This window comes from Cohaesibacter sp. CAU 1516 (assembly GCF_005771485.1).
Lineage (GTDB): Bacteria > Pseudomonadota > Alphaproteobacteria > Rhizobiales > Cohaesibacteraceae > Cohaesibacter > Cohaesibacter intestini.
The window spans coordinates 162,857-187,892 of sequence record NZ_VANT01000003.1 but is presented as its reverse complement, the minus strand read 5'-3'; the positions used below and the strand labels follow the sequence as shown (position 1 = coordinate 187,892).

The following is a 25,036-nucleotide window of genomic DNA, read 5'->3' as shown; positions in this document are numbered from 1 at the left end:
CCCATTGCGAGGGCGTCTGTCGAGTTTATTCCGCAGCCGCACTTTCTCCGGCGCGGGCTAAATGAGGATCAATGGGAAAGCTGCAGGTGACAATTGTCCCACCTCCCTCGCTGCTGTCAATCTGGATGCTGCCGCCGTGCAATTCGACAAAGCTCTTGACGATCGACAATCCCAACCCGACCCCGCGTCGGTTCCCCGCCGTGTTGCGGCTTTCGAAGCGATCAAAGATCGTCTCTTTATAATCCTCAGGGATGCCACAGCCATGATCCTGAATGGCAAAGGTGATGGCATCACTCAGCCGGTCCGCATGGACCGAGATTTCGCCATGATCCTCAGAGAAGGCAATGGCGTTGGATATGAGGTTGAAAAGCACTTGCCGCACGCGTTTTTCGTCACCGACAAACTGGCCCATATTCTCGGCGACCGATATATCGAGGTGGATTTCTTTATCGGCAAGGCGGTCTTGCAGGCCTTCGGCGGCGGCGCGGATGGATTCCACCGGGTCGATCTGTTCCAGCTCGAGCTGCATGATGCCCGCATCGATGGTCGCCAGATCGAGAATGTCATTGACGATGGCACGCAGCGACGAACTCGAGGTCATGATATGATCGACATATTCGCGCTGCTTTTCGTTGAGCGTTCCAAAGGCCTCGCCTTGCAGCAGCTCGGTAAAACCGCTGATGCTGTTGAGCGGCGAGCGCAGCTCGTAGGAGACATGCTGGACGAAGGTGTTCTTGAGCTGATCGGCGGCCAACAGCGCTTCGTTGCGTTCCTGCAGGTTGCGCTCGGCGGTGACGCTGTCTGTCACATCGACAAAGGTCACCATGGTTGCACCATCAGGCAGCGGGATCGACGCATAGTCAAGGAAGGTGCCGTCATTGCATTCCAGCTGGCCCTGCACGCTCATGCGTTTGTCTTCCAGACCGACAATGCTGCGCTTCAATTCATTCCAGGCGACTTCATCGTTGCATTTGCGGCGACACCATTCAAGCACGGCAGCGATGTGTGGCGATTCTTCCAGACGATCCGTGGGGAAATTCCAAACCTTGGAAAAGGCAGGGTTCGAGACCCTGAGGCGTCCGCCCGAGCCAAACACCACCACGCCATCATTGAGATGATCAAGGGTTTCCTGCTGAATGCGAATGAGGGAATTGTAGCGCTTTTCCAGTTCCAACTGTTCGGTGACATTGTCGAACAGATAGGTCACGCCCCCATCCGGATTGGGGGTCGCCACCACGCGCAGAGACTGGCCGTCGGGCAGGTGCCACCAATGCTCGCTCGGGTCTACATTGCGATAGGCGGAAAGGAAATCGAGTTTCCAGCCGTGGAAGTCGGCTTGCTCGGGCAGGCTGCGATTGGCCCGCATTCGGTCCAGAACAGCGCTTTCGCTTGGATGGCCATCAAGAAAGACCGGATCCAGCTTGAACTGCTGGCTGTAGGCGGCATTGTAATAGTGCAAATTCTGATTGGAGTCGAAAATTGCCACCGGAGTGGTCAGCTGATCCATTGTTGAGGTGTGGAAGGCCTGGGTGCGCTCAAGTGCCTTTTCCTTTGCCTCGATTTCGGAAACATCAATGGCGATGCCCACGGTGCCCATATGGGCAGTGATGTCGAGCACCTCGAAAATCTGCCGTTTGCCAGCAACGATCACCGGCAGGCGGTGGGTGATGGAATCAAGACTGGAGCCGTCGCCATGGGCCTGCTGAACGGCATCCCGACCGCGGTGATCGAGCAACTCCGTTTGATTGCGCAGGGCATGATCGAGACTGTCCGCTTCGACCGCCGACAGATAGGCATTGTTCATCCAGCTTAGATGACCGTCTTCATCGCGCGACCAGATCGGCATTGGTACTGCATCAAGCAGATGCTTCAGGCGGGACAGTTCACTGGCCTGACGGGCGGCCTCGTGATCGAGACGGGCGCGGTCATATTCCGCACCATCAAGCATGCGCAACTGGACAATGGCTCGTGCACCGGACGTTCGTCCGCTGATTTCGACCAGCGCATTGTCAAGGGTTTCCACGGTGCGCAAAAAGCGCTGTCCGGTGCTGCGCAATTGTTCGATGGCGAGCTCGACTTCCTGCGCGCATTCCACATGCAACCAGTTACCGAAGGCAAGGATCGACGTGCCTTGCGGAAACAAATGGGCATTGTTGCCCAGATTGCCGCGAAAATCCGGATCGCGCTGGGCGCCATTCCAGATGATCATCAGCTGGTCGAGGGCATTGAGCAGGCTTTCGGATTGATCAAGTCGGGACTGGATTGTGGTGATGGCTTCATGGGCGGAGCGCAGATTGGCACGATTGCGGCGCCGTTCGCCGATGAAGGCTGCGCCCGCTCCGATAGCAAACAACAGACTGGCCGTGAGCAGGACAAGCACCAGCAATTCCGCTGTTGTGACCATTCCGGTCAAGGGCGCAATCAGCGCCGCACCGCTCTCAAGCGACAAACCGGACGCCTCTGGCGACAACGGTGTCGTTACGGTCTGATTTGTCATCCCTTCCTGCGCCTGCACCATGAGACTGGTGAAGGTGATGCCAATCAGTCCCAGCAATCCGATGCGTATGGAGGTGCGAGACCCCTTCGTCCGGTTGGAGGAGGTGATAGAAGAATTGAGACGTCTATTGTTGCTCTTGTTTCCGAACAGGCCGTTGATCGGCATCTTGCTCGCCCTTTCGCCGCTTGATCAGATCCACCCTCCAGCGCTCTGGGCGGTGCGGAGTGATCTTCTTCCTCTCTTTGATCCCCTGTATCGATGCCCCCATCTCAGCAGGTGATCAGAACCGGACGAAGCCGGTTCATTATCTCGTTTGCGCTGTTTGCAACATGACTTTTGCGTGTGGAAAATCTGGTCAATCCACATGACGTTGACCGAATCCACCCACGATCCCTGAATCGATTGATTCATGAAGACTGCCTCGGGCACACGCAAATGTTACAGCTTGAATACGCATCTTGGTGACCGGAGCCGGGGCCTCCACCGGTTCCAATCGAATCACTTTACATTACCGCTTCGTGGACTCTGGCAGAAGAGTCCGCAATGCATTTGAGTAAAAAAAATGCGCCCTATTCACTGACGAAAAGGGCGCATTCATTACAGATGAAAGGTTCAGGCAGTCGAACCTATTGGATTTCTGCCATTCCTTAACATTTGGTTAATTATTCTGTTAATAGCGGTAATGCTCTGGCTTGAACGGTCCTTCCACAGGCACGCCGATATAGTCTGCCTGGTCCTTGCTCAGCTGAGTCAATTTGACGCCGAGTTTTTCCAGATGCAGCATCGCAACCTTCTCATCCAGCGCTTTGGGCAGGACATAAACATCCTTGCCATAGCCGCCATGATTGGTGAACAGCTCGATCTGGGCCAGTGTCTGGTTGGTGAAGGATGCTGACATCACGAAGGATGGGTGACCGGTGGCGCAGCCAAGGTTGACGAGGCGACCTTCGGCCAGAACGATGATGCGCTTGCCATCGGGGAATTCGACTTCATCAACCTGCGGCTTGACATTGTGCCAGGTCAGGTTTTTCAGGGCACCGATCTGGATCTCGCTGTCAAAGTGGCCAATGTTGCAAACGATGGCGCGATCTTTCATGCCACGCATATGCTCGATGGTGATGACGTCCTTGTTGCCGGTGGTGGTGACGAAAATGTCTCCCTGTGGCACGGCATCTTCCATGGTGGTGACTTCATAGCCCTGCATGGAGGCCTGCAATGCGCAGATCGGATCGATCTCGGTGACAATCACGCGGGCACCCTGAGAGCGCAGGGATTCAGCCGAGCCTTTGCCCACATCGCCAAATCCGGCAACCACGGCAACTTTACCGGAAATCATCACGTCGGTTGCACGCTTGATGCCATCGACAAGGGACTCACGGCAGCCATAGAGATTGTCAAATTTCGACTTGGTGACAGAGTCGTTGACGTTGATTGCAGGGAACGGCAGATCACCGGCTTTCGCCAGATGATAGAGACGGTGCACACCTGTTGTGGTTTCCTCGGAAACGCCCAGAATGCCATCACGGATTTTGGTGAACCAGCCCGGTGTCGCCTTGGCGCGCTTCAGGATCTGGGCCTTGACCACATGCTCTTCTTCATTTTCCGGATTTGGAATGATCTCTTCGCCTGCATCGACTTTGGCACCGAGCAACACATACATGGTCGCATCGCCGCCATCATCGAGGATCAGGTTCGGGCCTTCGCCGTTGCCCCAATCGAAAATGCGGTCAACATAATCCCAGTATTCTACCAGTGTTTCGCCCTTGACGGCAAAGACCGGGGTGCCGGTGGCGGCGATGGCCGCAGCGGCATGGTCCTGGGTGGAGAAGATGTTGCAGGTCGCCCAACGGACTTCAGCGCCCAGTGCCTGCAGGGTTTCGATCAGCACAGCGGTCTGGATCGTCATATGCAGCGAGCCGGTGATTTTGGCGCCTTTCAGCGGTTGGGTTGGACCATATTCCGCACGGGTCTGCATCAAGCCCGGCATTTCGGTCTCGGCGATTGCGATTTCCTTGCGGCCCCAGTCCGCCAGGGACAGGTCTTTGACAACATAGTCAGCCATGTTCATTCCTTTGCCTGAGGGCCCGCATCAAGGCCCGTCTTTTGTGTCACATAAAGCACGAAAACGGGCGCGATATACCGATCAGCCCGTTTGTTGGCCCTGTTATACCGTGGCTCTTTGCACAAAGCAATAAGGATATAAACAATTCTTTATGTCAGATCTACCTTGGATTGCAATCATTCCTGAAAGCAAGTTAATACTGTCTTGCTTGTGACATCCGGATCCTGTTCAAACAGGGGGAAATCACTTGTTGGCAGATCACACAGGGGCAAGGCATTATGAAACACTGCATCATCACCGGCAGCAATCGCGGCATCGGGCTGGAATTGACCCGTGCCTATCTTGATCGCCCCGACTGGCATATTCATGCCTGCTGTCGGGCACCAGAGAAGGCCGATGATTTGCGCCAACTGGTCACCAATCATCTTGGCCGTGTCACCTTGCACAAGGCCGATGTCACCGACCAAGCCAGTCTGGATGCCATGGCAGGAAGACTTGAGGGGCAGGCCGTTGATTTGTTGATCAACAATGCGGGCATCATGGGCGGTGATCGACAGTCCATCGATGACATGGACTATGATGCATGGTCGCACGTCTTTGCGGTTAACAGCATGGCGCCGATGCGTGTGGTCCAAAGCCTGCTGCCAAACCTGAAAACCGCCGCCCGAGAAACGGACGGGGCAAAGATCGTCACCATCTCCAGCCAGCTCGGTGCACTCAGTTATCAAAGCAAAGGCCGCTATGCATATCGGTCGTCAAAGGCAGCGGTGAATATGGTGATGAAGCTGATGGCGGCGGACCTGAAGCCTGAGAATATCGCCTGCATCCTGTTCCATCCCGGTTGGGTCCAGACTGATATGGGCGGCGTTGAGGCCGACATCACACCCCAAGACAGTGCCCGCCAGATGGCCGACGTCATCGATCGGCTGACCCTTGAGGACACCGGATCCTTCCTCAATTGGACCGGGGACCCCCACGACTGGTAAAGCGCTGACGACAGGTGTGGCCGACACCAAACGCGATTAAGACCTAGTTAAACATGTCAGGTAACGGAATATTCTATAAGCCTGTTTATAGTCTTTCTATTGAAGAGCCGCACCAGCATGCATGCTTGCATTCTGATTTCAGGTCTTTCGCCTGCTGGATCCTATGGGGGCATGCGGCAGGCGCCATTGGGGGAACTGACTGGTTCGGCAGGAAACAGGTATGACAGATATTGCGCAGGCGTCCCTCTCCTTGCGGGCGCGTCTTCTACAGATTATCGGCAACAAGGTTGCCCAGGGCATTGCCGGGACATTGGCCATGAAGGTGGTCAGTGCAGTGATTGCCTTCGGCCTCTTCTCGTTGGCAGCCAACGCGGCCGGTGCCGAAGAGTTCGGGCACTTTTCAGTCCTTTTCTCTGTCGCCTCAATGCTGTCGATTGTCGCTGCAGCCGGCCAAGAGCTGCAGATCGTCCGCAACTGGAGCGAATATCGCACCAGCGGCCAGCATGGTCTGGCGCTTGGGGCCTTGCGCTATGGCTGGATTTCTTCCGTGTTCGGGGTGATCATTGTCTCCGCCTTGCTGTTTCTGTTCTTTGCATTCAGTGACAGCTGGACCGAGCGAACGGGACTGGAAAAATGGTTTCTTGTGGTGGCCGTCATTGCCTTCATGGCCACCAACACCTTGTCGCTGTTCAGCTCGCACGTGGCCCGTGTGGTGGTCGGCATCAAACTCGGCGACGCCCACTATGAGCTGACATGGCGAGGATTGGCAATTGTCTTTCTTGCTGTCTGTCTGCTTATGGGGCGAATGGTCGACACGGCCGAGATCCTTGCCGTCTTTGCGGTGGGGTTGACCCTTGTCATTGCCTCGCAGGCCTATCTTTCTTGGCGCCGCGTCCGGGCCGAGATCGGCACCCCGACGCCCGAATATGATTTCGCCCAATGGACGCCCCGTTCTGTGCGTCTATGGCTCGCTTCCATCATGGAAGCCTCCAATCAGCATCTGGAAGTATTCCTGATCGGCCTGCTGCTCGATCCGATGCTTGCCGGGGCTTATTTTGTGGCGTCCCGTCTGGCTAATGCCTTTGCACTGGCCGCCAGTGGCATCAACACCTTCGGCACCCGCCGCGTTCCAAGCCTCTATTTCGCCCGGGACGTCGAAGCCGTGAAGCATAGCCTCAATCTGATGGCAGGCATGACGCTGATCATCGTGGTGGGCGGCATGGGCTGCGTGCTGCTGCTCGGCCATTACATGCTGTTGCTGTTTGGCGACATCTATATGGACTATTTCCACGTGCTGTTGATCCTGTCGATCGGCACGGCAATCACTGCGGCCAATGGTCCATCCCCCAGCTTCCTGATGCTGACGGGCCACGAGAGCCCCTATATGACAACGGTCACCCTATCGGTTGTGCTGCGGGTGATTGGCTTCTTTCTGGTGATCCCGCATTATGGCATCACGGGGGCTGCCATGGTGACGGCGGCTGTGATGGTGATCATGGCAATCTGGCTCAATATCCAATGCCGCAGCAAGACGGGCATGGACCCGTCCATCTTCCGCTTCCTGCATGAAAGTCCGGACGTCCAGCCCGAAACCGATCAATAGCCCACATCACGCCTTCATGTGTTTGAACGTGTATTTTCGAACGAGAAAGACCAAGGGGAGTTAGCCATGTCATCGCGACCGCGGATTCTGTTCATTCAGACCCAGGCCGAGAATGCTGGAGCACAGGAGATTTCGCGCCTGTTGGGCGAGGGGCTTGATCCCAAGGGCTATGACATCCATCACCTTTTCTTTTATCGCAAATCCTCAAGTTTCGAGGCGCCTCCCAACACGGTCTTCTGTGTCGAGGATCGCCCGCGCTCGGCGATGGCTTTTGCCAAATTCCTGTTCCGGCTGATCAGGCAGATTGCAGCCATCAAACCCGATGTGGTGCTGACCTTCCAGCATTATGGCAACCTGTTTGGCGCACCCGCCGCGCGACTGGCAGGGGTGCGTCATGTGATTGCCAATCAGGTCTCTGCACCCAAGACGATGAATGACAAGATCCGCGCCATCGACAAGCTGTGGGGCCGGATTGGCATGTATGATGTGATCACCGTCAATTCCGCCGACACCGCAGGGGATTATGCAGGATATCCGGACCGGTATGAAAAGCGCATGCTTCATGTGCCCCACGGATTCCGCGACAAAAGCTCCAATCTCGGCCGATCAGCAGCGCGCCAACAATTTGGTCTGCCACAGGATGTGATCCTGCTTGGCTCGGTCGCCCGTCTCAATCCGCTCAAAAGGTTGGATGTGGCCATCCGGGCGCTCACCCACAATGAATGCTGGCATCTTGCGCTTGGGGGGCAGGGGCCAGATGAGTTGCGTCTTCGCTCCATCGCCGAAGGGTTGGGAGTGGCTGACCGGTTGCATTTCACCGGTGAGATGGGACCGGACAAGGTGGGGGATTTTCTCGCCGCCCTCGATCTCTTTGTCTTTCCAAGCGAAGCCGAAACCTTTGGCCTCGCCGCGGTCGAAGCCGCTCAGGCCGGCTTGCCCATCGTGGCCAACGATTTGCCGGTTTTGCGCGAAGTTCTACAGACCGAGCTTGGCCCTTGCGCCCTCTTTGCCAATTCTGATGAGCCGGACAGCTTTTTCGAGCCGATCCGCGAGCTGCTCTCCAATCAGGGACGTGCCACCGCAATGGCAGAATCGGCCCGAGAATTGAAGAAACTCTACTCCCTTGATGCAATGATCAATGCCTATGATCAGCTCATCATGGATCAGGGCAAGCCAATACAAACACGGGCCGAAGAGGCCGCCGCATGAAAATTGGACTTTACATCGACCCATCCCATTGTCGCCAATGGATGGAGAGCCTCGCCCGTCGCCTGACCGAAAATCACGCCGCCAGCATTCATGTTGCCGTGTCGGATGCGTCCCCCCTGCCGGAGCATATCGAACATCTGTTCCAAGCCGAGGAAGGCTCTTATCACAAAAATCAGCACCATGGTGCGACGCCGATGGATGTCTGTGAGCTGGAACGGTTCCACGAACGGGCTCAACCGGACGAGACCTTCGATCTGGTGATTGATTTGGTTGGAGATGGGCGTCCTCCTTCCAGCAATGAAAGTGTCACGCTGCTATATAATGGTCATGCAGGGGAGAAGGCGCTGGTCGCCTCGATCATGGCCTCCGGTATGCCGCAGATTGCCTTGCGCACCAGCACGGGGAAAATCGTCGCGACGGCAGCTCCTTCCGGTGAGTTGGCCGCTGGGGTTACAGGCTCGATGGATCAGGTCTTCGCCCGGGTCATCACGCTTATTGATGCCTGGATTGGTCATCACCACCGCTGGGTTCAGCCGCTCATTTCCCGTTTGGCCCGCCTGCCCGATGCCGGGATCCTGAAGAAGCGAACCGCCAAATCTCGTTTCAAGGACAGGCTCAAACAGATCTATTACCGCCTATTTCGCCCCAGCCACTGGCGGGTCGGCTGGCGGTTTGTCGAGGACGAGGATGTCTGGAGCCGTCAGTCCTTGGCGGGTGAAACATGGCAGGTGCTACGGGACAAGGAAACCCATTTCTATGCCGACCCGGTGCCTTGGGAAGAAGGTGGCCGCCATTATCTGTTCTTTGAAGACCTCGATCAGCGCACCCAGAAAGGGGTCCTGTCGGTCGTGACCTTCGATGAGGCGGGCAAACCCGGCCCTGTCGAATGCTGCCTTGAAGAACCTTATCACCTGTCCTACCCCTATCTCATTCGCCATCAGGATCAGACCTACATGATCCCGGAAACCTCGGCCAATGGGGACGTGGCGCTCTACAGGACGGAGGCGTTTCCTGTTGGCTGGCAGCGTGAAAAGGTGCTTCTGACCGGACTTGATGCCGCCGATGTGACCATCGCTCAATGGGAGGGCCGCTGGTGGATCTTCTGCGTCACCCGCGACGGGGCTGGGGGCTATTCCGATTGCCTGTCGCTCTTTTATGCTGATGATCTGTTCGGACCATGGCAACCGCACGCGCAAAATCCGGTGCTGATCGACAAGGCAACCGCTCGCCCGGCTGGCAATATGATTGTGCGTGGCAAAAGTCTGCTTCGCCCAGTGCAGGATTGCACGACCTCCTATGGGGCCGCGCTGAAACTGGTCGAGGTGACACACCTTTCGCCGGAGCATTACGAGCAACGGGTTATCAAGACGCTCGAACCAAACAGCCACTGGCCGGGGCGCAAACTTCACACGCTCAATCGGGCTGGCAATCTGGAAGTGATCGATGGTGCGATTTTGCGGCCAAAATGGTCCCTGCTGCGCTGGATTGCCGAGAGGATCTATCGCCCGAAAGGCTCGCGCTGAGCCACGCACCCGGCACCCCTTTGAGACATAGCCCTTCGCTGTCAATGAAAAGAGATGGAAGCGAAAGGCTCGTCATTTCCACTTATGGTTAACCAAACCTCAATATCGTCCAGTGATACTAGCCGCAAGTGTGGGCTGTCAGCTCGCCCTTTGTCATGCCTTCTGACAACGGAATCAGTGGAATGTTTGGACGCAAGAAGAAGACCAGGAAACAGGATCTGGACTGGCAACCTTCCGGGGAAGAGCTAGTCAACAACGATCAGGGCGTGCGTGCACATTCCCCCATCAACACCGATCCGCAACCTCGACGGGCTGAGCCGCTTTATCCATCAGCCAGTGAGGGAGCCGGTGGCGACACGTGGGCCGGACTGATCCACCCCTTGTCCATTGCCCGATTCCTGCTTGGCAATTTGCGCAGCATCATCAAAGTTGCGCTCGTTGTGCTGATCGTGGGAATGGGGATCTATCTGCTGGTGCCGAACACCTACGGCACCAAGGCTCTCATTCTCGTGGATCCGCGTCAGCCGCGCGTCACCAACAACGAAGCGGTGCTTTCCGGTATCGGTGGCGATGCCGCCGCCCTGACCAGTTATGTCGAAGTGATGAACAGCGATGGCTTTCTTGGCAAGGTGGTTGATGAGCTGGATGTAAAATCCGATCCCACCTTTGCCAAGGCGACCAGCAAGACCGAACTGATCGGTATGTTCCGCAGCAACCTGTCGGCCTATCGGCAGGGCGCTACTTATATTGTCGAGGTCTACTACAAGTCCAAAAACAAGGAAAATGCAGCCAAATATGCCAATGGCGTGGCAGAAGCCTTTGTCCGGGATCAGAGGGATTTCCGCGCCGAGACCAGTGCCGATGCCTCTCGCTGGCTTTCGGAGCGATTGACTGCGTTGCAGGCCAATCTGAAGAAGTCCGAAGATGCGGTCGCCGCCTTTCAGGCCCGTTCGGGCATCGTCAATGCCGGGGCGCAGGGAACGCTGGATGACCAGCAGCTGACCTCTCTGGTCCAGCAACTGGCAACCGTCTCAACCGAGTTGGCCGAAGCGCGTGCCCGCTATTTGCAGGCCAGCAAGAATGGCGAACCGGCCAGTGCCAACAATGGCCAGAGCAACCAGTTTGTCAATCTTGATCAATTGTTGCAGGAACAGGACCGGTTGCGCCGTCAGGCCGCGGAATTGAACCAGACCCTTGGCTCTCGCCATCCACGCGTGCTTGCCAATGCCGAACAGCAACGCATCATTGCCGGTCAGGTTGCGCAGGAGCGTCGCCGCCTTGTTCAGCGTACCAATCAGGCCTATCAAACGGCCAAAGCCAAGAAACAATCCATTGAGAGCCAGTTGGCCGATGCCCGCCAGCGAGCCATCAAGCAAAACACGGCCCGCGTTGAGCTTGCCAATCTTGAACGACAGGCCACCGCCAACCGCAATCTCTATGAGCAGTTTCTTGAGCGTTACAAGATTACGGACGAGCAGAGCAATTTCCAATTCAGCGAAGCCCGCATCGTGTCGCCTGCGCCTGTGCCAATCAAGTCCAACAAGCCATCCCTGAAGCTGGTTCTGCCGGTTCTTGTGGTGCTGGGAGCCTTTCTTGGTTTGTTGCTAGCCATGGTGCGGCAGGCAATGATGCTGCCATTGCCACAATCACTGCAGCACCAGAGGTCTGCGGATGCGGCAATCCGGCCACAAGATCCCCCTTTGATGGCACCGTCCGATTCCCGCCGGGTGGATGTGATGGATTGCCCGCCCGAAGCCCTGCTTGAGGCGGTTGCGGCACGCGATTTGCGTTCGCTGCCGTCAGACACCGACACGCAGCCGGACGAGGCCCATCCGGACGAGGCGATAGCAGATGATGCCACCAAGGCAAATGAGACCGTTGCCGTCTCGGACACCGTCGATCAAGATGTCGTATCGACCCCGGATGTGGATCTGGATACCGATGCGGAGGAACCGCATTCTCAGTCCACCCTTGTGACGGAACAGCCCGACGACAACGACAACACGGCCTTGCAGGAAGATCTATCCCTTTTAGAGGCAGAGCTTTCCCTCGATGAAGCGCAGCTGACTTCCAACGAAGGCGATCTCAGCGCTGTCGACGCTGAAGGGGAGCTGGAAGACCGAGTGGTTCACCTGAAGCAGACCCAGCCAAAATCCCGGCAATCCGCCCGTGCAGAACGGATCGCCGCTGCCACGAGGACCCGTGAGGCCGCGCGTGCGGAAAAGCGCCCGTCTCGACGCCGGACCCGCCTCACATCCTCTGCCGTTCTGATGTCCATGCCGTATCACGACGTGGATAACCGGGACCGGGTGCTGGATACCATGCTCAACACGCATCAGGACAAACTGGAGCAGTTTCTGGCCGCTGGATTGGCAGAAGACCATGTTTGCCTGCTGGTTGCTGCCGCGCAGGATGGGGTCCGTCAGGAAGCCACCTCCGACCTGTTCCGGGAATTCGCCTTTGATGAGGGATTTCATCCGGTGGTCATTTCGCTGCAGGATCAGGCCGAAAAGGACCTGCCGCCGCCCCGCAAAGGCAGCACGGTTGCGGCCCCCGAGCGGGTTGCCCGCTTGCAGGAATTTGAAGGGTTCGACCAGATACCCTTCCTGATCGGCTCCGCCTTGCTGATGGAAAACGGCCTTGAAGACGAGCTTGCCCGCGAACTGACCAGCCTGTTGACCCTGTGCAAGGATCGCTATGGCTTTGTCATTCTCGAAACCCATCAGGTTGCCCATCCGGCCGTGCTTGAAGATCTGATCCAGTTGGCCGATGCGGCCGTTCTGGTGCTCGACGAGCAGAATTTGCCGTCCGACGAGATGCTCGAATGGCAGGACTGGGCAGAGGAAAATGCCGTCGGGCTGGTGATGGACCAAACCCAAAATTAAGCTTTCCTGCCTATAATCCCCCGAACATTCTAATCGAGTATTTGGGGGATTTCGAAGAAGCATGACAGACCTTTCCAAGCCGATCATTGGTGGCCTGCCGATTACCGTCGAGGATCTGGACGGCGCAGCCAGGCGGATGATTGATCACGCAGTCGCGGCGAGGGGCATGGACCAGCCTCCCCTCTATTCCACCTCTGCCAATGGTCAGGTGCTCTCCATGTGTGCACTGGAGCCCGGTGTAAAGGCTTTGTTCGAGCAAGCTGACATCATCCATGCCGACGGCGAGCCCTTGGTCAGGGCGTCCAGAATACTGGCCAAATCCAAACTGCCTGAACGGGTTGCAACCACCGATCTGGTACACAACACCGCGCGTATGGCCGAGGCCGAACAGGTGAGCTTCTATTTCCTCGGTGCTTCGCAAGATGAAATCGAACGTGCTGTGGCCAACATGAAGGCGCTCTATCCCAAGCTGATTATTGCAGGCTTCCGCAACGGCTATGTCAAACCGGAGGAAGAGGATGCGGTGATCGAGGCAGTCAATGCAGCCCAGCCGGATATCCTTTGGCTTGGTATGGGGGTGCCGCGTGAGCAGGATTTTGTCTCCCGCAACAAGGCTCGCCTTACCGGTGTTGGCGTCATCAAGACCTCTGGTGGTTTGTTCAATTTCCTCTCGGGCAAGAATAAACGCGCGCCGCAATGGATGCAGAAATCGGGACTCGAATGGGTCTACCGCATCGGACAGGAACCCAAACGGCTTTTCTGGCGCTATGTCACCACCAATCCCCATGCGGTCTGGCTGCTTTTGACAAAAACCCACTGAGGCAAGTCATGCGTTCTTTTCTGTCCCTCGGGCTGCAATCCGTTTTTTTGGCGTTGGCCATCTCGGTGGGGCAGCCCGCTGCAATTCTTCACGCAGACGAAGGCACCAACCCTTCGGATCCCTATGCCCACTGCCCGCAGGATCATCCATTCAGGCGGGGCAATGATCGGGCTTTGCTGGCGCGTGGTTTCAATCTGCCCAATTGGGATCCACTTTATAGTGGTTTCAAGCCCGATGATGCCTTGCTATCCGCCCTCAAACAGCAGGGCCTGCAGCATATCCGTCTACCGGTCGATGGCGAAAATTTGATATCGGCCTATCATGACGCCGATCACCGGCGGGCCTATCTTGATCAACTTGATGAAACCGTCACCCGCCTTGTCGGGCTGGGCTTTGCGGTCTCGGTCGACATGCACCCAGCAGGCCGCTTTCAAAAGCTGCACAGCATGGCCCCCAAACGGGCCTTCGGACAATTGCAGGAAGCCTGGCAGCATGTTGTTGAACGCGGGCGCGACTGGCCGCGTGAACAGGTCTATTTCGAGCTGCTCAACGAGCCGACCCCGCCCCAGAATGTCTGGTGGCCGCAGGCCCAAAAGCTGATCAGCTGGTTGAATGACGTGGACAAGGGCCGTCGGCTCGTGGTCGGCCCGGCTGTCTTCCAGCGCCACGAACCGTTGGTGGAGTCCCCCCCGCTCAAAGGCGACACCATCATCTATGCGATCCATTTTTATGATCCCTTCCTCTTCACCCATCAGGCCATGACGTGGGATGAGGGATCCTTTATGTCCCGTCTCAAGCAACTGCCTTTCCCGGGCAGTATCGATCATCCAGCGGTGCAGGAACAGATCAGGCTGTTCTCTGCGGCGGGAGAAACGGATGCGGTCGAGGAGATCCGCAATGCCTATGGAACCCCATGGGATGCCGTGCGCATCAGGGACGAGCTGTCGGCCACCGCCTCTTGGGCGCGTCAGCATAGGGTTGCCGTGATCATCAACGAATTTGGGGTTCTCGACTTCGATGTCGACCGCTTTGCCCGTACTGATTGGCTGCGCGCCGTGCGCACGGCGGCTGAAAGCCATTGTCTGGGCTGGGCCCATTGGGATTTTTCTGACGGATTTGCCATGGTCAATCCAGAGACAACTCTGCCGGATCCTTATGTGCTTGAGGCCCTGACAGCGCCGAGCACCAGCGCAAAGCCTTAGCTGTGGGCATCAAGACCGCTTTTCCTGCGCCCAATGGTAGCGCTGTCGCAGTTGCGCTTCATGCAGGGGACTGCGCAATGCTAGGATCAGGGGATCCCGGTACATTCTTGGCATGAGACTTGGAAGGAAGGCGTTGATGGCTTCTATCAAATCACAACTGACCAAACTGGCGATCATCCTCGCCGTGGATATTGCCTTGGCGACAGGTATCACCGTTTCTGCCCCTGTGGCCGTTGCTTATGACGGTGAGGATTATGTCACCTGCCGTCTTGATCCCAACGGTGACAATTATCTCTCTCTGCGCAGCTGTGGTGCAACCCATTGCGTTGAAATCATGCGCCTTGGACCGGAAACGCCATTGCGCAGTTTCGAGCCAAGCGGCACTGCCGGCTGGCGCGAGGTGCAGGTGCTGCCCTATCTCTTTGCTCCCCATGACGCCTATCCATCCGGCTGGGTTTTCGAGCGTTACATCTGCAAGGTGCAATATTGAGCCAGCCTACCGATCATTATAAGGCTTGACCGAAAGGGTGGTGATCATGTGCGCTACCGCCGATCAAGTCTTGAGAGTCGTTAACGAACCTTTTAAGCTTTGTTTCACCATCGATGGGCCATCCGGGCTCATCGCCCATTCGACAATCATGCAACGCGGTCTTACCCCGTTTCATTATCCAAGGTATTGCAAATAGATGACCATACGGCTGCATCAAGGCGATCTCCCCAACCTCAACCATTATGATCAGGTCAATGCGGTGGCGATTGACACCGAAACAATGGGGCTCGATCCGCATCGGGATCGCCTGTGCGTTGTCCAACTGTCCCCCGGAGACGGATCTGCCGATCTGGTCCAGATCGCCAAGGGACAGACCGAAGCGCCCAATCTCTGCACCTTGCTGGCCAATGAAAAAGTCACCAAAATCTTCCACTTTGCCCGCTTTGATCTGGCCGTGCTCTATCACACCTTCGGGGTGATGCCGGACCCGGTCTTCTGCACCAAGATCGCCTCCAAACTGACCCGCACCTACACCGATCGCCATGGTCTGAAGGATGTCTGTCGGGAGTTTCTCGAAGTGGATATCTCCAAACAGCAGCAAAGCTCTGATTGGGGCGCGGACATGTTGACCGATGCCCAGAAGAAATATGCGGCATCTGATGTGCTGTATCTGCATGGTTTGATGGGTATTTTCCGGGCCCGCCTGTCCCGTGAGGATCGCAAGGACATGGCACAGGCCTGTTTCGATTTTCTGCCAACCCGCGCCAAGCTCGATCTGGCCGGTTGGGACGAGAATGACATTTTCGCCCATTCCTGATTGAATGGTCCCAACGGGATCACGGGGAGGGGGCGTCATCCCCCCCCCTCAACCTGTCGGGCGACAGTCCCTTCCGGAAGGCCCGGCAACAGGCTGACAGGGGCAGAAGACAGCATATTTGCGCCTTGATTTCCCTGCTATATACGCCATATGCCAGACATGATCCCCTGTATGGGAGGTGCCCGTCGTGTGACGGTCGCCCGAACTGCCAACAAAATCTGGTGCGCCCCTCAGACAGCTGAAGAGCAGAGAGACCATTCATGACCGACCCGAAGGACGACCCGTTTCCTCAAACGCGCCGTGGCCCAGCCATTCCGGATCCGGCGCGTCGCGAGGCTGTTCGTCAGGGGGGCGTTCAACACGAACAGGCAGAACGAGTTGAATCGGATCTCATCGAAGCCGATCATATCTCGGCAGATCTGGGGCCAGAACCGCTACATCCGACATCAATCCAACCGACAAAGGATGGCGCCTCCACCTTCTCCAACATGCGCATCATCACAGAGGATGAGCAGCACAAGGCGTTTCGATCCGCCCAGCGCCACACCCGCCGGGTGACATGGCTGAAATGGCTGTTGCCACTCATCGCGCTTGGCATCATCGGAAGCTTCACCACATGGGCCGTCAATCAAAAAACTGTTCCGCTGCCTGAAGAGGTTGTAAGCAACGAAGAGGCCTTCAAGCAGGATGAGATCATCATGCAAAACCCGAACCTCAACGGCTTTTCCGATGACCGGGCCTATGAGGTGAAGGCGGTGAAGGCCATTCAGAAGCTCTCCGAGCCTGACGTGGTCAATCTTGAAGATCTGTCTGCCCGGATCACCATGCCCAACGCCGATTGGGTCACCTTCACGTCCAATGCAGGCCGCTTCAATCAGAAGGACGAGTTTTTGGAGCTGAGCGGCGCGGTCGATGTGAAATCTTCTCAGGGCTATGGCCTGAAAACAGAAGCGGTGGAAGTGAAGATGAAGGACAATTATCTGCGCACCACCGAGCCGGTTCGCATTGCCTCAAAGGACATTTTGCTGCAAGCCGACACACTCGAGGCGATTGATAGCGGAGATCTGATCCGTTTTACGGGCAATGTTCGACTGCGCATCGACACCGCATTGATCAATGGTGAAAGCAGTGCAGCACCGCAACAAGGGAGCAATTAGTCATGGATTCTTTCAGTATGCATCATCGCCCCCGTCCAGCGGCTCGTGCGCAGGTCACGGCAAAGGCGGAAACGACCTCTGCCAAAATGCAACTCGCTACGCTCACCCTTACCATGTTGCTGATGCTTGCATTGCTGACAGGTGGGGTATCCGCGCAAGGCATGGCGCAAGTCACATCAGGTCTGAGGACCAATCCCGATGCGCCGATTGAAATCGAAGCCGATCAACTCGATATCTTCGACAAGGAGAAGATCGCCGTCTTCAAAGGCAGTGTCCGCGCCAAACAAGGGGACACCATTGTCAATTCCGCACGCCTGACGGTCCATTATTCCGGGGGGGGAGTGGGAACTGCGCAGTCCATCACCCGGCTTGAGGCCGATGGCGGTGTCCGCATTTCACAAAAGGATCAGAATGCCAAGGGCGATCGCGCCTATGTCGACATGGTCCGCGAGGTCATTACATTGAGCGGCAATGTGGTCCTGACGCAGGGCAAGAATGTGCTGCGAGGCTCGAAGCTGACGGTGAACATGAAAAGTGGGGCTGCCCAGATGCTGTCCGCTGCCAAAACCGGCAATGCCAATGGAAAAGGCAAGGGGCGGGTTCAGGGCCTGTTCATACCCAATCGAAAATAGAGAAACACAAGGATCCAGCCTGAAACTCCTCGACAATGCGTCGCTTAGGATTTAAGAGCAATGACAATCTGTTCGGAGCCCGAAAGCCCCGAACACCGAACCCGAAGCCGGTGCTTGTAACCAGTTTCGACCCCAAACTGACAGTGACATGTTGAAACTGGCATGACGACCCTGTCGCCATGATCAAGAAGACCCGCGCAATCGATGCAAGAGACCAACGGCCAGAACCAACTTGATAGGGATGCTGAGGCTGATCAGGAGTTTGACCCCCTGATGCAGGATGGCCCCGGCTGGCTGGTTGTTCATGACATTGGCAAGAGCTACAAGCGCCGCACGGTGGTCACATCGGCCTCACTGGCTGTCAAAAGGGGGGAAGCGGTTGGTCTTCTGGGCCCCAACGGGGCAGGCAAGACGACGGTTTTCTACATGATCACCGGCCTGGTTCGCCCGGACAAGGGGTATATTTCCCTCGACGGTTTCGACATCACGCGCATGCCGATGTATCGTCGCGCCAAGCTTGGCATCGGCTATTTGCCTCAGGAAGCCTCGATTTTCCGTGGTTTGAATGTCGAAGACAATATCATGGCCGTGCTGCAGCTGGTTGAACGCAATCGCAAGAAGCGTCGTGAACAGCTCGATGAGCTGTTGGAAGAATTCTCCATCACCCATTTGCGCAAATCCATGGCGATTGCCTTGTCCGGTGGTGAGCGTCGTCGGCTGGAAATTGCCCGTGCTCTGGCCTCTCGTCCATCCTTCATGTTGCTTGACGAACCCTTCGCCGGCGTTGATCCCATCGCGGTTGGCGATATTCAGCAATTGGTCCGCCATCTGACGGCCCGCGGCATCGGTGTTTTGATCACCGATCACAATGTCCGCGAAACCCTGTCCTTGATCGATCGTGCCTATATCATTCATTCTGGCAACGTACTGACCAATGGCACACCGACAGAGATCATTCAGAACCCGGATGTCCGTCGCCTCTATTTGGGCGAAGGCTTCTCGATGTGATCTTTTGAGCCTGGATAACGCTCCATTCTGTGCGTCAGCACCTCTCCCAATGGGTCCAGGACGCGGCTCCAACTGCTTGTATTTTGTGCAAACATAATACCGCATTCGAGCTGCCGAGGTCAGTTTTCAACGACAATTCAGAGCCACACACGGAAATGCGCGTTTTATGGTTGACGGTCAAATTTTATCGTAAGCTCTAGAAAATAAATAGATATTTATGATTTTGGTCTTGTGCCAGGCACACGTTAAGACCAACCCGATGCCCCTTTATGCCGGGAGGCAGTTTTAGAAATTGTGCAAATGGCAAAAGGGCTGATATAAAGAACAAGCAAAAGTCGTACCAATTCACGCGGAACGGGATCAAGAATGGCTCTGACACCCAGACTGGATATTCGCCAAAGCCAATCGCTGGTGATGACGCCGCAGCTGATGCAGGCCATTCAGCTGTTGCAGATGTCCAATCTCGATCTGGTTTCCTATGTCCAGCAGGAGCTTGAAAGCAATCCCTTGCTGGAGGCGACGGGTGGTGAATATGCCAACGAGACGTCCAGCTCCGAGTCGGGTGATACCTCTGACAGCGATCGTTTTGACGGGGATGCTCCTGCCAATGCGGAACGCAGCAACACGGAGGCTTCAGGCGAAGCCTCTGATGGCGAAAACTTTGGCGGGGAAAGCAGTGGTCCCGACCTGTCCGAGCAGTTTGGCGACGAGCGACCCGAGCATATGGAAGCCATTTCCAATGACCTCGATGCCCGCCTCGACAATGTCTTTCCGGATGATCACGGCTCTGCCGAGCAAAGCGGCCCTCAGTTGAATGATCCGTGGATGTCGACCCCCATGCGCAATGGGGGGGCAAACCCCGACTATGATCTGGAAGCCGTGCTGGCTGGCGAGCTTTCCCTCAGTGATCATCTTGAACAGCAGTTGTCGACCGCGATTGCTGACCCGAAACAGCGGATCATCGGACAATTCCTGATCAATGAACTCGATGATTTCGGATATTTGCAATCGGACATGACCCTGGTTGCCAATCGGCTTGGTGTGGATGATGAGGAAGTTGAGGCGGTTCTGGCTGTGTTGCAGACCTTCGAGCCGGCCGGTGTCTTTGCACGCACCCTGTCTGAATGTCTGGCTTTGCAACTGAAGGAACAGAACAGGTTCGACCCGGCGATGGCTGCACTGCTGGACAATCTGGAACTTCTGGCCAAGCGGGACTTCGCTGCCCTACGCAAGCTTTGCGCGGTTGACGAGGATGATCTGACCGAGATGGTGGCCGAGATCCGGGCACTCAATCCCCGGCCCGGTGGTGGCTTTGGCCATCTGACGGTCCAGCCAATCATCCCTGATGTCTTTGTCAAGCAGGCAAGTGACGGCAGCTGGCGGTTGGAATTGAACAGCGACACCCTGCCAAGGGTGCTGGTCAACCGGACCTACTATGCGGAGATCAACCAGACCGCATCGGGCAAGAAGGAAAAGGAATTTCTGGTCGATTGCCTGCAAAGCGCCAATTGGTTGGTCAAGAGCCTTGATCAGCGTGCCCAGACGATCCTCAAGGTCGCGACCGAAATCGTCAAGCAGCAGGATGCCTTCTTCACCCATGGTGTGACCCATCTTCGACCCCTCAATCTGCGCACCATCGCAGATGCCATCCAGATGCATGAAAGCACGGTCAGTCGTGTGACCTCGAACAAATTCATCGCCACCAACCGCGGCACCTTCGAGATGAAATATTTCTTCACCTCGGCCATCGCGGCCACCTCGGGCGGCGACAGTCACTCGGCTGAGGCAGTCAAGCACCGCATTCGTCAAGCGATCGACGGCGAGAGCGTTAGCAAGATTCTATCCGACGATGCGCTTGTGACCTTGTTGCGGGACAGCGGCATCGATATTGCTCGGCGGACGGTCGCCAAATATCGCGAAGCGATGCATATTCCGTCGTCCGTTCAGCGGCGGCGCGAGAAAAAAGCCGCTCAAGGCTGATTGATTCTCGCTTTGGTAGCTGCTTTTTGTCACGAAGGCGGTGATTGAATCGGCAGAATTGCCCGGTTTTGAACAAGCAAAAAAGCGGTCTGTCAAGACTTGAAATCCTGCAGTTGAAAACAGGAACTATGCGTGATTGTGAAATTTTCTTAATACTTTGGTAGTTTCTACATTTCATTCATTTCAATTCATGAAAGTTAGTGGATAAATGCGCATGCCATGCGCTTTCTGTCCCCTGTTTGTCATGTCTTCTGGTCAATGCCGCATTTATTTGGCAGACTGAAGCTATGCATGACAGATTTTCCCATACATTGACATTCATCGGCCCAGCGCATATGTGTGCGCTGCCCGGTTGCATGTGACTGTACCGGGACCATGTGCCATGCTTTGGCCGACCCGACACTCAACCATGTACTGACGCGGATGGCCGCATCCTAACCGATAGCAGGATTATACGGCGCGCGTTGATAAAGGGATGAAGACAGGTTGGTCATCCCATTGACCCAAGAAAAATAGGGGGTTCCATGACGCTTCGAGTATCAGGCAAACAAGTAGATGTTGGTGATTCACTGCGCAGTTATGCCGAAGATCGCGTTGCCGAAACCGTCCAAAAATATTTCGATGGTGGCTATAAAGGTCATATGACCTTGGAGAAAGAGGGGATCGGATTCAAGAGTGATCTGGTCATCCATCTCGATACCGGGATGGTCATGCAAGCAAGCGGTTCAGACGCTGACCCGCAGCGAAGTTTCGAGAATGCAAACGAGCACATCGACAAGCGCTTGCGGCGCTACAAACGTCGCCTGAAAAGCCATCGGACGGAACGTGCCGGATCGCCTGAGGCGATTGAAGTGGCATATGGCGTGATCCAGAATCCTGATACGCAGGATGAGGTCCCTGAAGACTTCACCCCGGTGGTCATTGCTGAATCCACGTCGCCCATCCGGACGATGACCGTTGGCGATGCCGTGATGGCGCTCGACATGACCGAAGCCCCGGTCATGGTCTTCCGAAATGCGGGAGATGATGCTATTAACGTGGTTTATAAACGCAAGGACGGCCATGTTGGTTGGGTCAATCCTTCCCTCACCAAATAAAGCCTGATAATGCCGACACCGATGGTGTTGGCTCGAGATCAACCTGCCTCCGAACAGTCATGTCGGGGGCAGTGTGGTTGGTCGCTCAAGAAACAGAAGCATTCTGCCAGCGTAGAGATGATGCGGGGGTGGAATGCTTGACAGATGAGAGTTTCATGGAACTGAACGATCTTCTCGCCCCTGAATCCATCATTCCGTTGCTCAAGGCCAGCAGCAAGAAACAGGTAATTCAGGAGCTGTCAGAGCGAGCCGCCCAATTGACGGGTTTGTCTCAGCGTCAAATTTTCGAGAAATTGCTGCAACGCGAACGCCTCGGCTCGACGGGTGTCGGTCAAGGTGTGGCGATTCCGCACGGCAAGTTGCCGGATCTGGATCGCATCCACGGCATTTTCGCTCTGTTGGACAAGCCGGTCAATTTCGACGCGATGGATGACAAGCCGGTCGATATCGTCTTTCTGCTGCTCGCCCCCGAAGGGGCTGGAGCCGACCATCTCAAGGCCCTTGCCCGCATTGCCCGCGTGTTGCGCAGTGAAGGCACTCTGGAAAAACTGCGCGCCGCAACCGAAGGCGATGAGATCCGCGCTGTTTTGAGTGTCGTTCAGGAATCCAACGCTGCCTGAATGCGCTTCTGAGCATCCGGGCTGAAGCGCTCCCGACGAGCCTATTTTCTCCTCCCCTTGTTATCGACCTGTCAAACGAACAGGCCACAAAGGCAGTCTTGGCAGGGTCATATCTGCTGACAGGAATGGCAGCCGCCTGACAAGCGGCCCGTTGAGGAAGGAAAAGCGTGTCCAACAAGCAGCAGGATCCGTCGGCAACTGCACCGACGACAAACCCGTCTCCAACGCTGGCTGAGGCCAATCATGTCTGGTGGCATATCGGGCTTCTTTCCTTTGGTGGTCCGGCTGCCCAGATTGCGCTGATGCATCGGATGATCGTCGACGAAAAGGGCTGGTTGAGCGAGCGGCAGTTCCTCAATGCCCTGTCTTTCTGCATGATGCTGCCCGGGCCGGAAGCGATGCAACTGGCAACCTATTCAGGCTGGCGGCTGCATGGATCTCTCGGCGGGCTGATGGCCGGTCTGGCCTTTGTTATTCCCGGTGCGCTTGTCATTCTGGCACTGGCAGCCTTTTACGCACTGGCGGGGCAAACCCCTTTGGCTGCCTCCCTGTTCATGGGCATCAAGGCCGCTGTCCTGATTATCGTTGTTGAAGCTTTGTTGCGAGTGGCAAGAAAAGCGCTCGACGGAACAGCCCATTGGCTGATTGCCGGTCTGGCCTTTGTCGGCATCTTCTTTCTGCAATGGCCTTTTCCGTTGATCATCGCGCTTGCGGCCGCTTATGGCGTCTGGCACGCCGGTCGCATGCCTGCAGGGGCTGCAGGCAACGAGGGTGAGGCGGTCAAGGCTGTGCCCTTCAGGCAAACCCTCGCCACCATCCTTGTTTGGCTCACGCTCTGGCTGGTGCCTCTTGGCCTGATCGGCTGGCTGGTGGAACCCGCCATGCTCGGCAATATCGGTCTCTTCTTTGCCAAACTGGCAACCGTTACCTTCGGTGGAGCCTATGCGGTGCTGGCCTATATGGCCCAGGACGCCGTCAATTCCCATGGCTGGCTGTCTGCCAGCGAAATGATGGATGGCTTGGGACTGGCGGAAACCACACCCGGTCCGCTTATTCTGGTGACTGAATTTGTTGGTTTTCTGGCCGCCGCTCGGGCCGACGGAGGCGTCAATCTCTGGCTTGGACTGGTCGGAGCAATGGTGACCCTCTGGGCGACCTTCGCCCCTTGCTTCCTCTGGGTCTTTGCCGGGGCTCCCTATATCGAATGGATCAGCCACCGCCCGCGCCTGCGCGAAGCCTTGCGGGCGATCACCGCAGCGGTCGTCGGCGTCATCCTCAATCTCTCGGTCTGGTTTGCCCTGCATGTGCTGTTTGGCACGGTACAACAGCAGGCATTTGGGCCGATCCTGTTGCATCTGCCCGAGTGGGACAGTTTCAACCCTGCTGTCTTCGGCTTGGCTTTGGCTGCTGGTTATTTGTTGCACTGGCGGCAATGGTCGGTCCTTGCCTGCCTTGGTGTGACCAGCGCGCTTGGTATTGGTATCGGTCTGATACCTGCCCTTGTGTAGGGTTGGCAATCAGACAACAAAAAACCGATCAGGGAAGCCTGACCGGTCTTGCATTGGTGTGATTGCTATGTAGCCATTTGGCGTTAGTGAACGCTGACGGTCTCGATGTCATGGCGCATGGCACTCAGCTTGACGGCGGATTCCGAGCCGGCCAAGGCGATCGGCTGCCCCTGCACATCCAGCAGAGCCCACAATTCCTGACTGACCGGGAGTTCCGGTGCCTCGGGAAACATTTCCATCACATCATCCATTGTCACCTGACGCACATAAGCCATCCGGCGCTCGAGCATGATGGATTCCAAACCGTCTTCCATCTCTTCGCTTTCGAACATTTCGTCTTCATACATGGCGTTGCTCACATGTTGGGTCGAGCGGTGCGGCATTCATGGGAGGTTGAACAGACCGCCGGACCTGAGGGAAGGGCCTTATTCTTTGACGTCAATTGCGATTTTACGGACAACTTTCTCTGGTTCGGGCCGGGCGAGATCGATGGACAATAGCCCGTCTTTCAGTTCGGCTCCAAGAATTTCTATGCCCTCGGCCAGCACGAAGGAGCGCTGGAACTGGCGGGCGGCGATACCACGATGCAGATATTGGCGGGTCTGATCATCAATCTGGCGACCGCGAATGACCAGCTGGCTCTCTTCCAGGGTCACATCAAGCTGGTCGCGGGTGAAGCCTGCCACAGCAAGGGTGATGCGCAGCACGTCGCCGCTGCCTCCATTGCCTTCAAGCAACTTGCACTCAGTGGGATCCAGACGTTCGATATTGTAAGGGGGATAGCCTTCATTGGCGCCCTTGGCCACCCGGTCAAGAACGCGCTCGACTTCATCAAAGCCAAGCAGAAAAGGGCTGGAAAAAGCAGACATGCGAGACATTGGCGGTCCTTCTTGTTAAGCGACGCGCTGTCCCTACGTTCGGTGCTACGTCCAGTGTCACC

20 protein-coding genes are annotated in these 25,036 nt (G+C 56.3%); 16 read left to right on the top strand and 4 right to left on the bottom strand.

From position 1 onward, the window contains the following. Window positions 1–25: 25 nt before the first annotated feature. The gene (locus FDK21_RS10530) at window positions 26–2,662 is read right to left on the bottom strand and encodes a PAS domain-containing sensor histidine kinase (protein ID WP_114007683.1); all 2,637 of its coding nucleotides are present in this window, start codon (window positions 2,660–2,662) and stop codon (window positions 26–28) included. Window positions 2,663–3,167: 505 nt separating this feature from the next. Then, window positions 3,168–4,565, bottom strand: coding sequence for an adenosylhomocysteinase (gene ahcY, locus FDK21_RS10525; protein ID WP_114007682.1), 1,398 nt, complete (start codon window positions 4,563–4,565; stop codon window positions 3,168–3,170). 272 nt (window positions 4,566–4,837) lie between these two features. Here ahcY and FDK21_RS10520 point away from each other — a divergent pair, with 272 nt between their 5' ends. The 16 genes from FDK21_RS10520 (at window position 4,838) to chrA (ending at window position 24,096) form a co-directional block, all read left to right on the top strand. After that, window positions 4,838–5,545 (top strand): SDR family oxidoreductase, encoded by a 708-nt coding sequence (locus tag FDK21_RS10520; RefSeq protein ID WP_138148474.1) that lies wholly within the window; start codon window positions 4,838–4,840, stop codon window positions 5,543–5,545. 220 nt (window positions 5,546–5,765) lie between these two features. Further along, on the top strand, window positions 5,766–7,148 hold the full coding sequence (locus FDK21_RS10515) for a lipopolysaccharide biosynthesis protein (RefSeq protein WP_138148473.1): 1,383 nt from the start codon (window positions 5,766–5,768) through the stop codon (window positions 7,146–7,148). Window positions 7,149–7,214: 66 nt separating this feature from the next. Then, window positions 7,215–8,357 (top strand): glycosyltransferase family 4 protein, encoded by a 1,143-nt coding sequence (locus tag FDK21_RS10510; RefSeq protein ID WP_138148472.1) that lies wholly within the window; start codon window positions 7,215–7,217, stop codon window positions 8,355–8,357. After that, window positions 8,354–9,880, top strand: a complete 1,527-nt coding sequence (locus tag FDK21_RS10505; RefSeq protein ID WP_138148471.1) for a hypothetical protein — start codon at window positions 8,354–8,356, stop codon at window positions 9,878–9,880. Before FDK21_RS10510 ends, FDK21_RS10505 begins: the two co-directional genes overlap by 4 nt. A 182-nt stretch (window positions 9,881–10,062) precedes the next feature. Continuing rightward, window positions 10,063–12,765, top strand: a complete 2,703-nt coding sequence (locus tag FDK21_RS10500) for a GumC family protein (protein WP_171022029.1) — start codon at window positions 10,063–10,065, stop codon at window positions 12,763–12,765. A 61-nt stretch (window positions 12,766–12,826) separates the two neighbouring features. Then, window positions 12,827–13,585: a WecB/TagA/CpsF family glycosyltransferase gene (locus FDK21_RS10495; RefSeq protein WP_138148469.1), complete on the top strand. Its 759-nt coding sequence runs from the start codon at window positions 12,827–12,829 to the stop codon at window positions 13,583–13,585. A gap of 8 nt (window positions 13,586–13,593) precedes the next feature. Further along, window positions 13,594–14,787 carry a cellulase family glycosylhydrolase gene (locus tag FDK21_RS10490; RefSeq protein ID WP_171022028.1) on the top strand — a complete coding sequence of 398 codons (1,194 nt, stop codon included), beginning with the start codon at window positions 13,594–13,596 and terminating at the stop codon, window positions 14,785–14,787. A gap of 136 nt (window positions 14,788–14,923) precedes the next feature. Then, window positions 14,924–15,277 (top strand): hypothetical protein, encoded by a 354-nt coding sequence (locus FDK21_RS10485; RefSeq protein ID WP_138148467.1) that lies wholly within the window; start codon window positions 14,924–14,926, stop codon window positions 15,275–15,277. A 196-nt stretch (window positions 15,278–15,473) separates the two neighbouring features. Beyond that, window positions 15,474–16,094, top strand: coding sequence for a ribonuclease D (locus FDK21_RS10480; protein WP_138148466.1), 621 nt, complete (start codon window positions 15,474–15,476; stop codon window positions 16,092–16,094). A gap of 260 nt (window positions 16,095–16,354) precedes the next feature. Further along, window positions 16,355–17,251: an LPS export ABC transporter periplasmic protein LptC gene (gene lptC, locus FDK21_RS10475; protein WP_138148465.1), complete on the top strand. Its 897-nt coding sequence runs from the start codon at window positions 16,355–16,357 to the stop codon at window positions 17,249–17,251. A gap of 2 nt (window positions 17,252–17,253) precedes the next feature. Beyond that, a complete protein-coding gene (locus tag FDK21_RS10470) occupies window positions 17,254–17,883 on the top strand; it encodes an LptA/OstA family protein (RefSeq protein WP_138148464.1) in 630 nt (209 codons plus the stop codon). A gap of 273 nt (window positions 17,884–18,156) precedes the next feature. Next, window positions 18,157–18,891, top strand: coding sequence for an LPS export ABC transporter ATP-binding protein (gene lptB / locus FDK21_RS10465; protein WP_246657555.1), 735 nt, complete (start codon window positions 18,157–18,159; stop codon window positions 18,889–18,891). Between the two features lie 366 nt (window positions 18,892–19,257). Beyond that, window positions 19,258–20,871, top strand: a complete 1,614-nt coding sequence (gene rpoN, locus FDK21_RS10460; RefSeq protein ID WP_138148462.1) for an RNA polymerase factor sigma-54 — start codon at window positions 19,258–19,260, stop codon at window positions 20,869–20,871. Window positions 20,872–21,395: 524 nt separating this feature from the next. Beyond that, the gene (gene raiA / locus FDK21_RS10455) at window positions 21,396–21,968 is read left to right on the top strand and encodes a ribosome-associated translation inhibitor RaiA (RefSeq protein WP_114007668.1); all 573 of its coding nucleotides are present in this window, start codon (window positions 21,396–21,398) and stop codon (window positions 21,966–21,968) included. Between the two features lie 155 nt (window positions 21,969–22,123). Next, window positions 22,124–22,588: a PTS IIA-like nitrogen regulatory protein PtsN gene (gene ptsN, locus FDK21_RS10450; protein WP_138148461.1), complete on the top strand. Its 465-nt coding sequence runs from the start codon at window positions 22,124–22,126 to the stop codon at window positions 22,586–22,588. A gap of 167 nt (window positions 22,589–22,755) precedes the next feature. Next, the gene (gene chrA / locus FDK21_RS10445; protein ID WP_138148460.1) at window positions 22,756–24,096 is read left to right on the top strand and encodes a chromate efflux transporter; all 1,341 of its coding nucleotides are present in this window, start codon (window positions 22,756–22,758) and stop codon (window positions 24,094–24,096) included. Window positions 24,097–24,179: 83 nt separating this feature from the next. On the opposite strand, the gene FDK21_RS10440 is transcribed toward chrA, so the two are convergent. Both FDK21_RS10440 and FDK21_RS10435 read right to left on the bottom strand, forming a co-directional pair. Next, the gene (locus FDK21_RS10440; protein WP_157967497.1) at window positions 24,180–24,443 is read right to left on the bottom strand and encodes a DUF1150 family protein; all 264 of its coding nucleotides are present in this window, start codon (window positions 24,441–24,443) and stop codon (window positions 24,180–24,182) included. Window positions 24,444–24,521: 78 nt separating this feature from the next. Further along, entirely contained in the window at window positions 24,522–24,974 is a 453-nt protein-coding gene (locus FDK21_RS10435) for an Hsp20 family protein (RefSeq protein WP_114007664.1), read from the bottom strand. Between the last annotated feature and the right edge of the window lie 62 nt (window positions 24,975–25,036).

Bases quoted from the DNA above. Each gene is read 5' to 3' on its own strand.
- FDK21_RS10530 (WP_114007683.1), bottom strand. From the start codon at position 2,662: ATGCCGATCAACGGCCTGTTCGGAAACAAGAGCAACAATAGACGTCTC.
- ahcY (WP_114007682.1), bottom strand. From the start codon at position 4,565: ATGAACATGGCTGACTATGTTGTCAAAGACCTGTCCCTGGCGGACTGG.
- FDK21_RS10520 (WP_138148474.1), top strand. From the start codon at position 4,838: ATGAAACACTGCATCATCACCGGCAGCAATCGCGGCATCGGGCTGGAA.
- FDK21_RS10515 (WP_138148473.1), top strand. From the start codon at position 5,766: ATGACAGATATTGCGCAGGCGTCCCTCTCCTTGCGGGCGCGTCTTCTA.
- FDK21_RS10510 (WP_138148472.1), top strand. From the start codon at position 7,215: ATGTCATCGCGACCGCGGATTCTGTTCATTCAGACCCAGGCCGAGAAT.
- FDK21_RS10505 (WP_138148471.1), top strand. From the start codon at position 8,354: ATGAAAATTGGACTTTACATCGACCCATCCCATTGTCGCCAATGGATG.
- FDK21_RS10500 (WP_171022029.1), top strand. From the start codon at position 10,063: ATGTTTGGACGCAAGAAGAAGACCAGGAAACAGGATCTGGACTGGCAA.
- FDK21_RS10495 (WP_138148469.1), top strand. From the start codon at position 12,827: ATGACAGACCTTTCCAAGCCGATCATTGGTGGCCTGCCGATTACCGTC.
- FDK21_RS10490 (WP_171022028.1), top strand. From the start codon at position 13,594: ATGCGTTCTTTTCTGTCCCTCGGGCTGCAATCCGTTTTTTTGGCGTTG.
- FDK21_RS10485 (WP_138148467.1), top strand. From the start codon at position 14,924: ATGGCTTCTATCAAATCACAACTGACCAAACTGGCGATCATCCTCGCC.
- FDK21_RS10480 (WP_138148466.1), top strand. From the start codon at position 15,474: ATGACCATACGGCTGCATCAAGGCGATCTCCCCAACCTCAACCATTAT.
- lptC (WP_138148465.1), top strand. From the start codon at position 16,355: ATGACCGACCCGAAGGACGACCCGTTTCCTCAAACGCGCCGTGGCCCA.
- FDK21_RS10470 (WP_138148464.1), top strand. From the start codon at position 17,254: ATGGATTCTTTCAGTATGCATCATCGCCCCCGTCCAGCGGCTCGTGCG.
- lptB (WP_246657555.1), top strand. From the start codon at position 18,157: ATGCAGGATGGCCCCGGCTGGCTGGTTGTTCATGACATTGGCAAGAGC.
- rpoN (WP_138148462.1), top strand. From the start codon at position 19,258: ATGGCTCTGACACCCAGACTGGATATTCGCCAAAGCCAATCGCTGGTG.
- raiA (WP_114007668.1), top strand. From the start codon at position 21,396: ATGACGCTTCGAGTATCAGGCAAACAAGTAGATGTTGGTGATTCACTG.
- ptsN (WP_138148461.1), top strand. From the start codon at position 22,124: ATGGAACTGAACGATCTTCTCGCCCCTGAATCCATCATTCCGTTGCTC.
- FDK21_RS10440 (WP_157967497.1), bottom strand. From the start codon at position 24,443: ATGTATGAAGACGAAATGTTCGAAAGCGAAGAGATGGAAGACGGTTTG.
- FDK21_RS10435 (WP_114007664.1), bottom strand. From the start codon at position 24,974: ATGTCTCGCATGTCTGCTTTTTCCAGCCCTTTTCTGCTTGGCTTTGAT.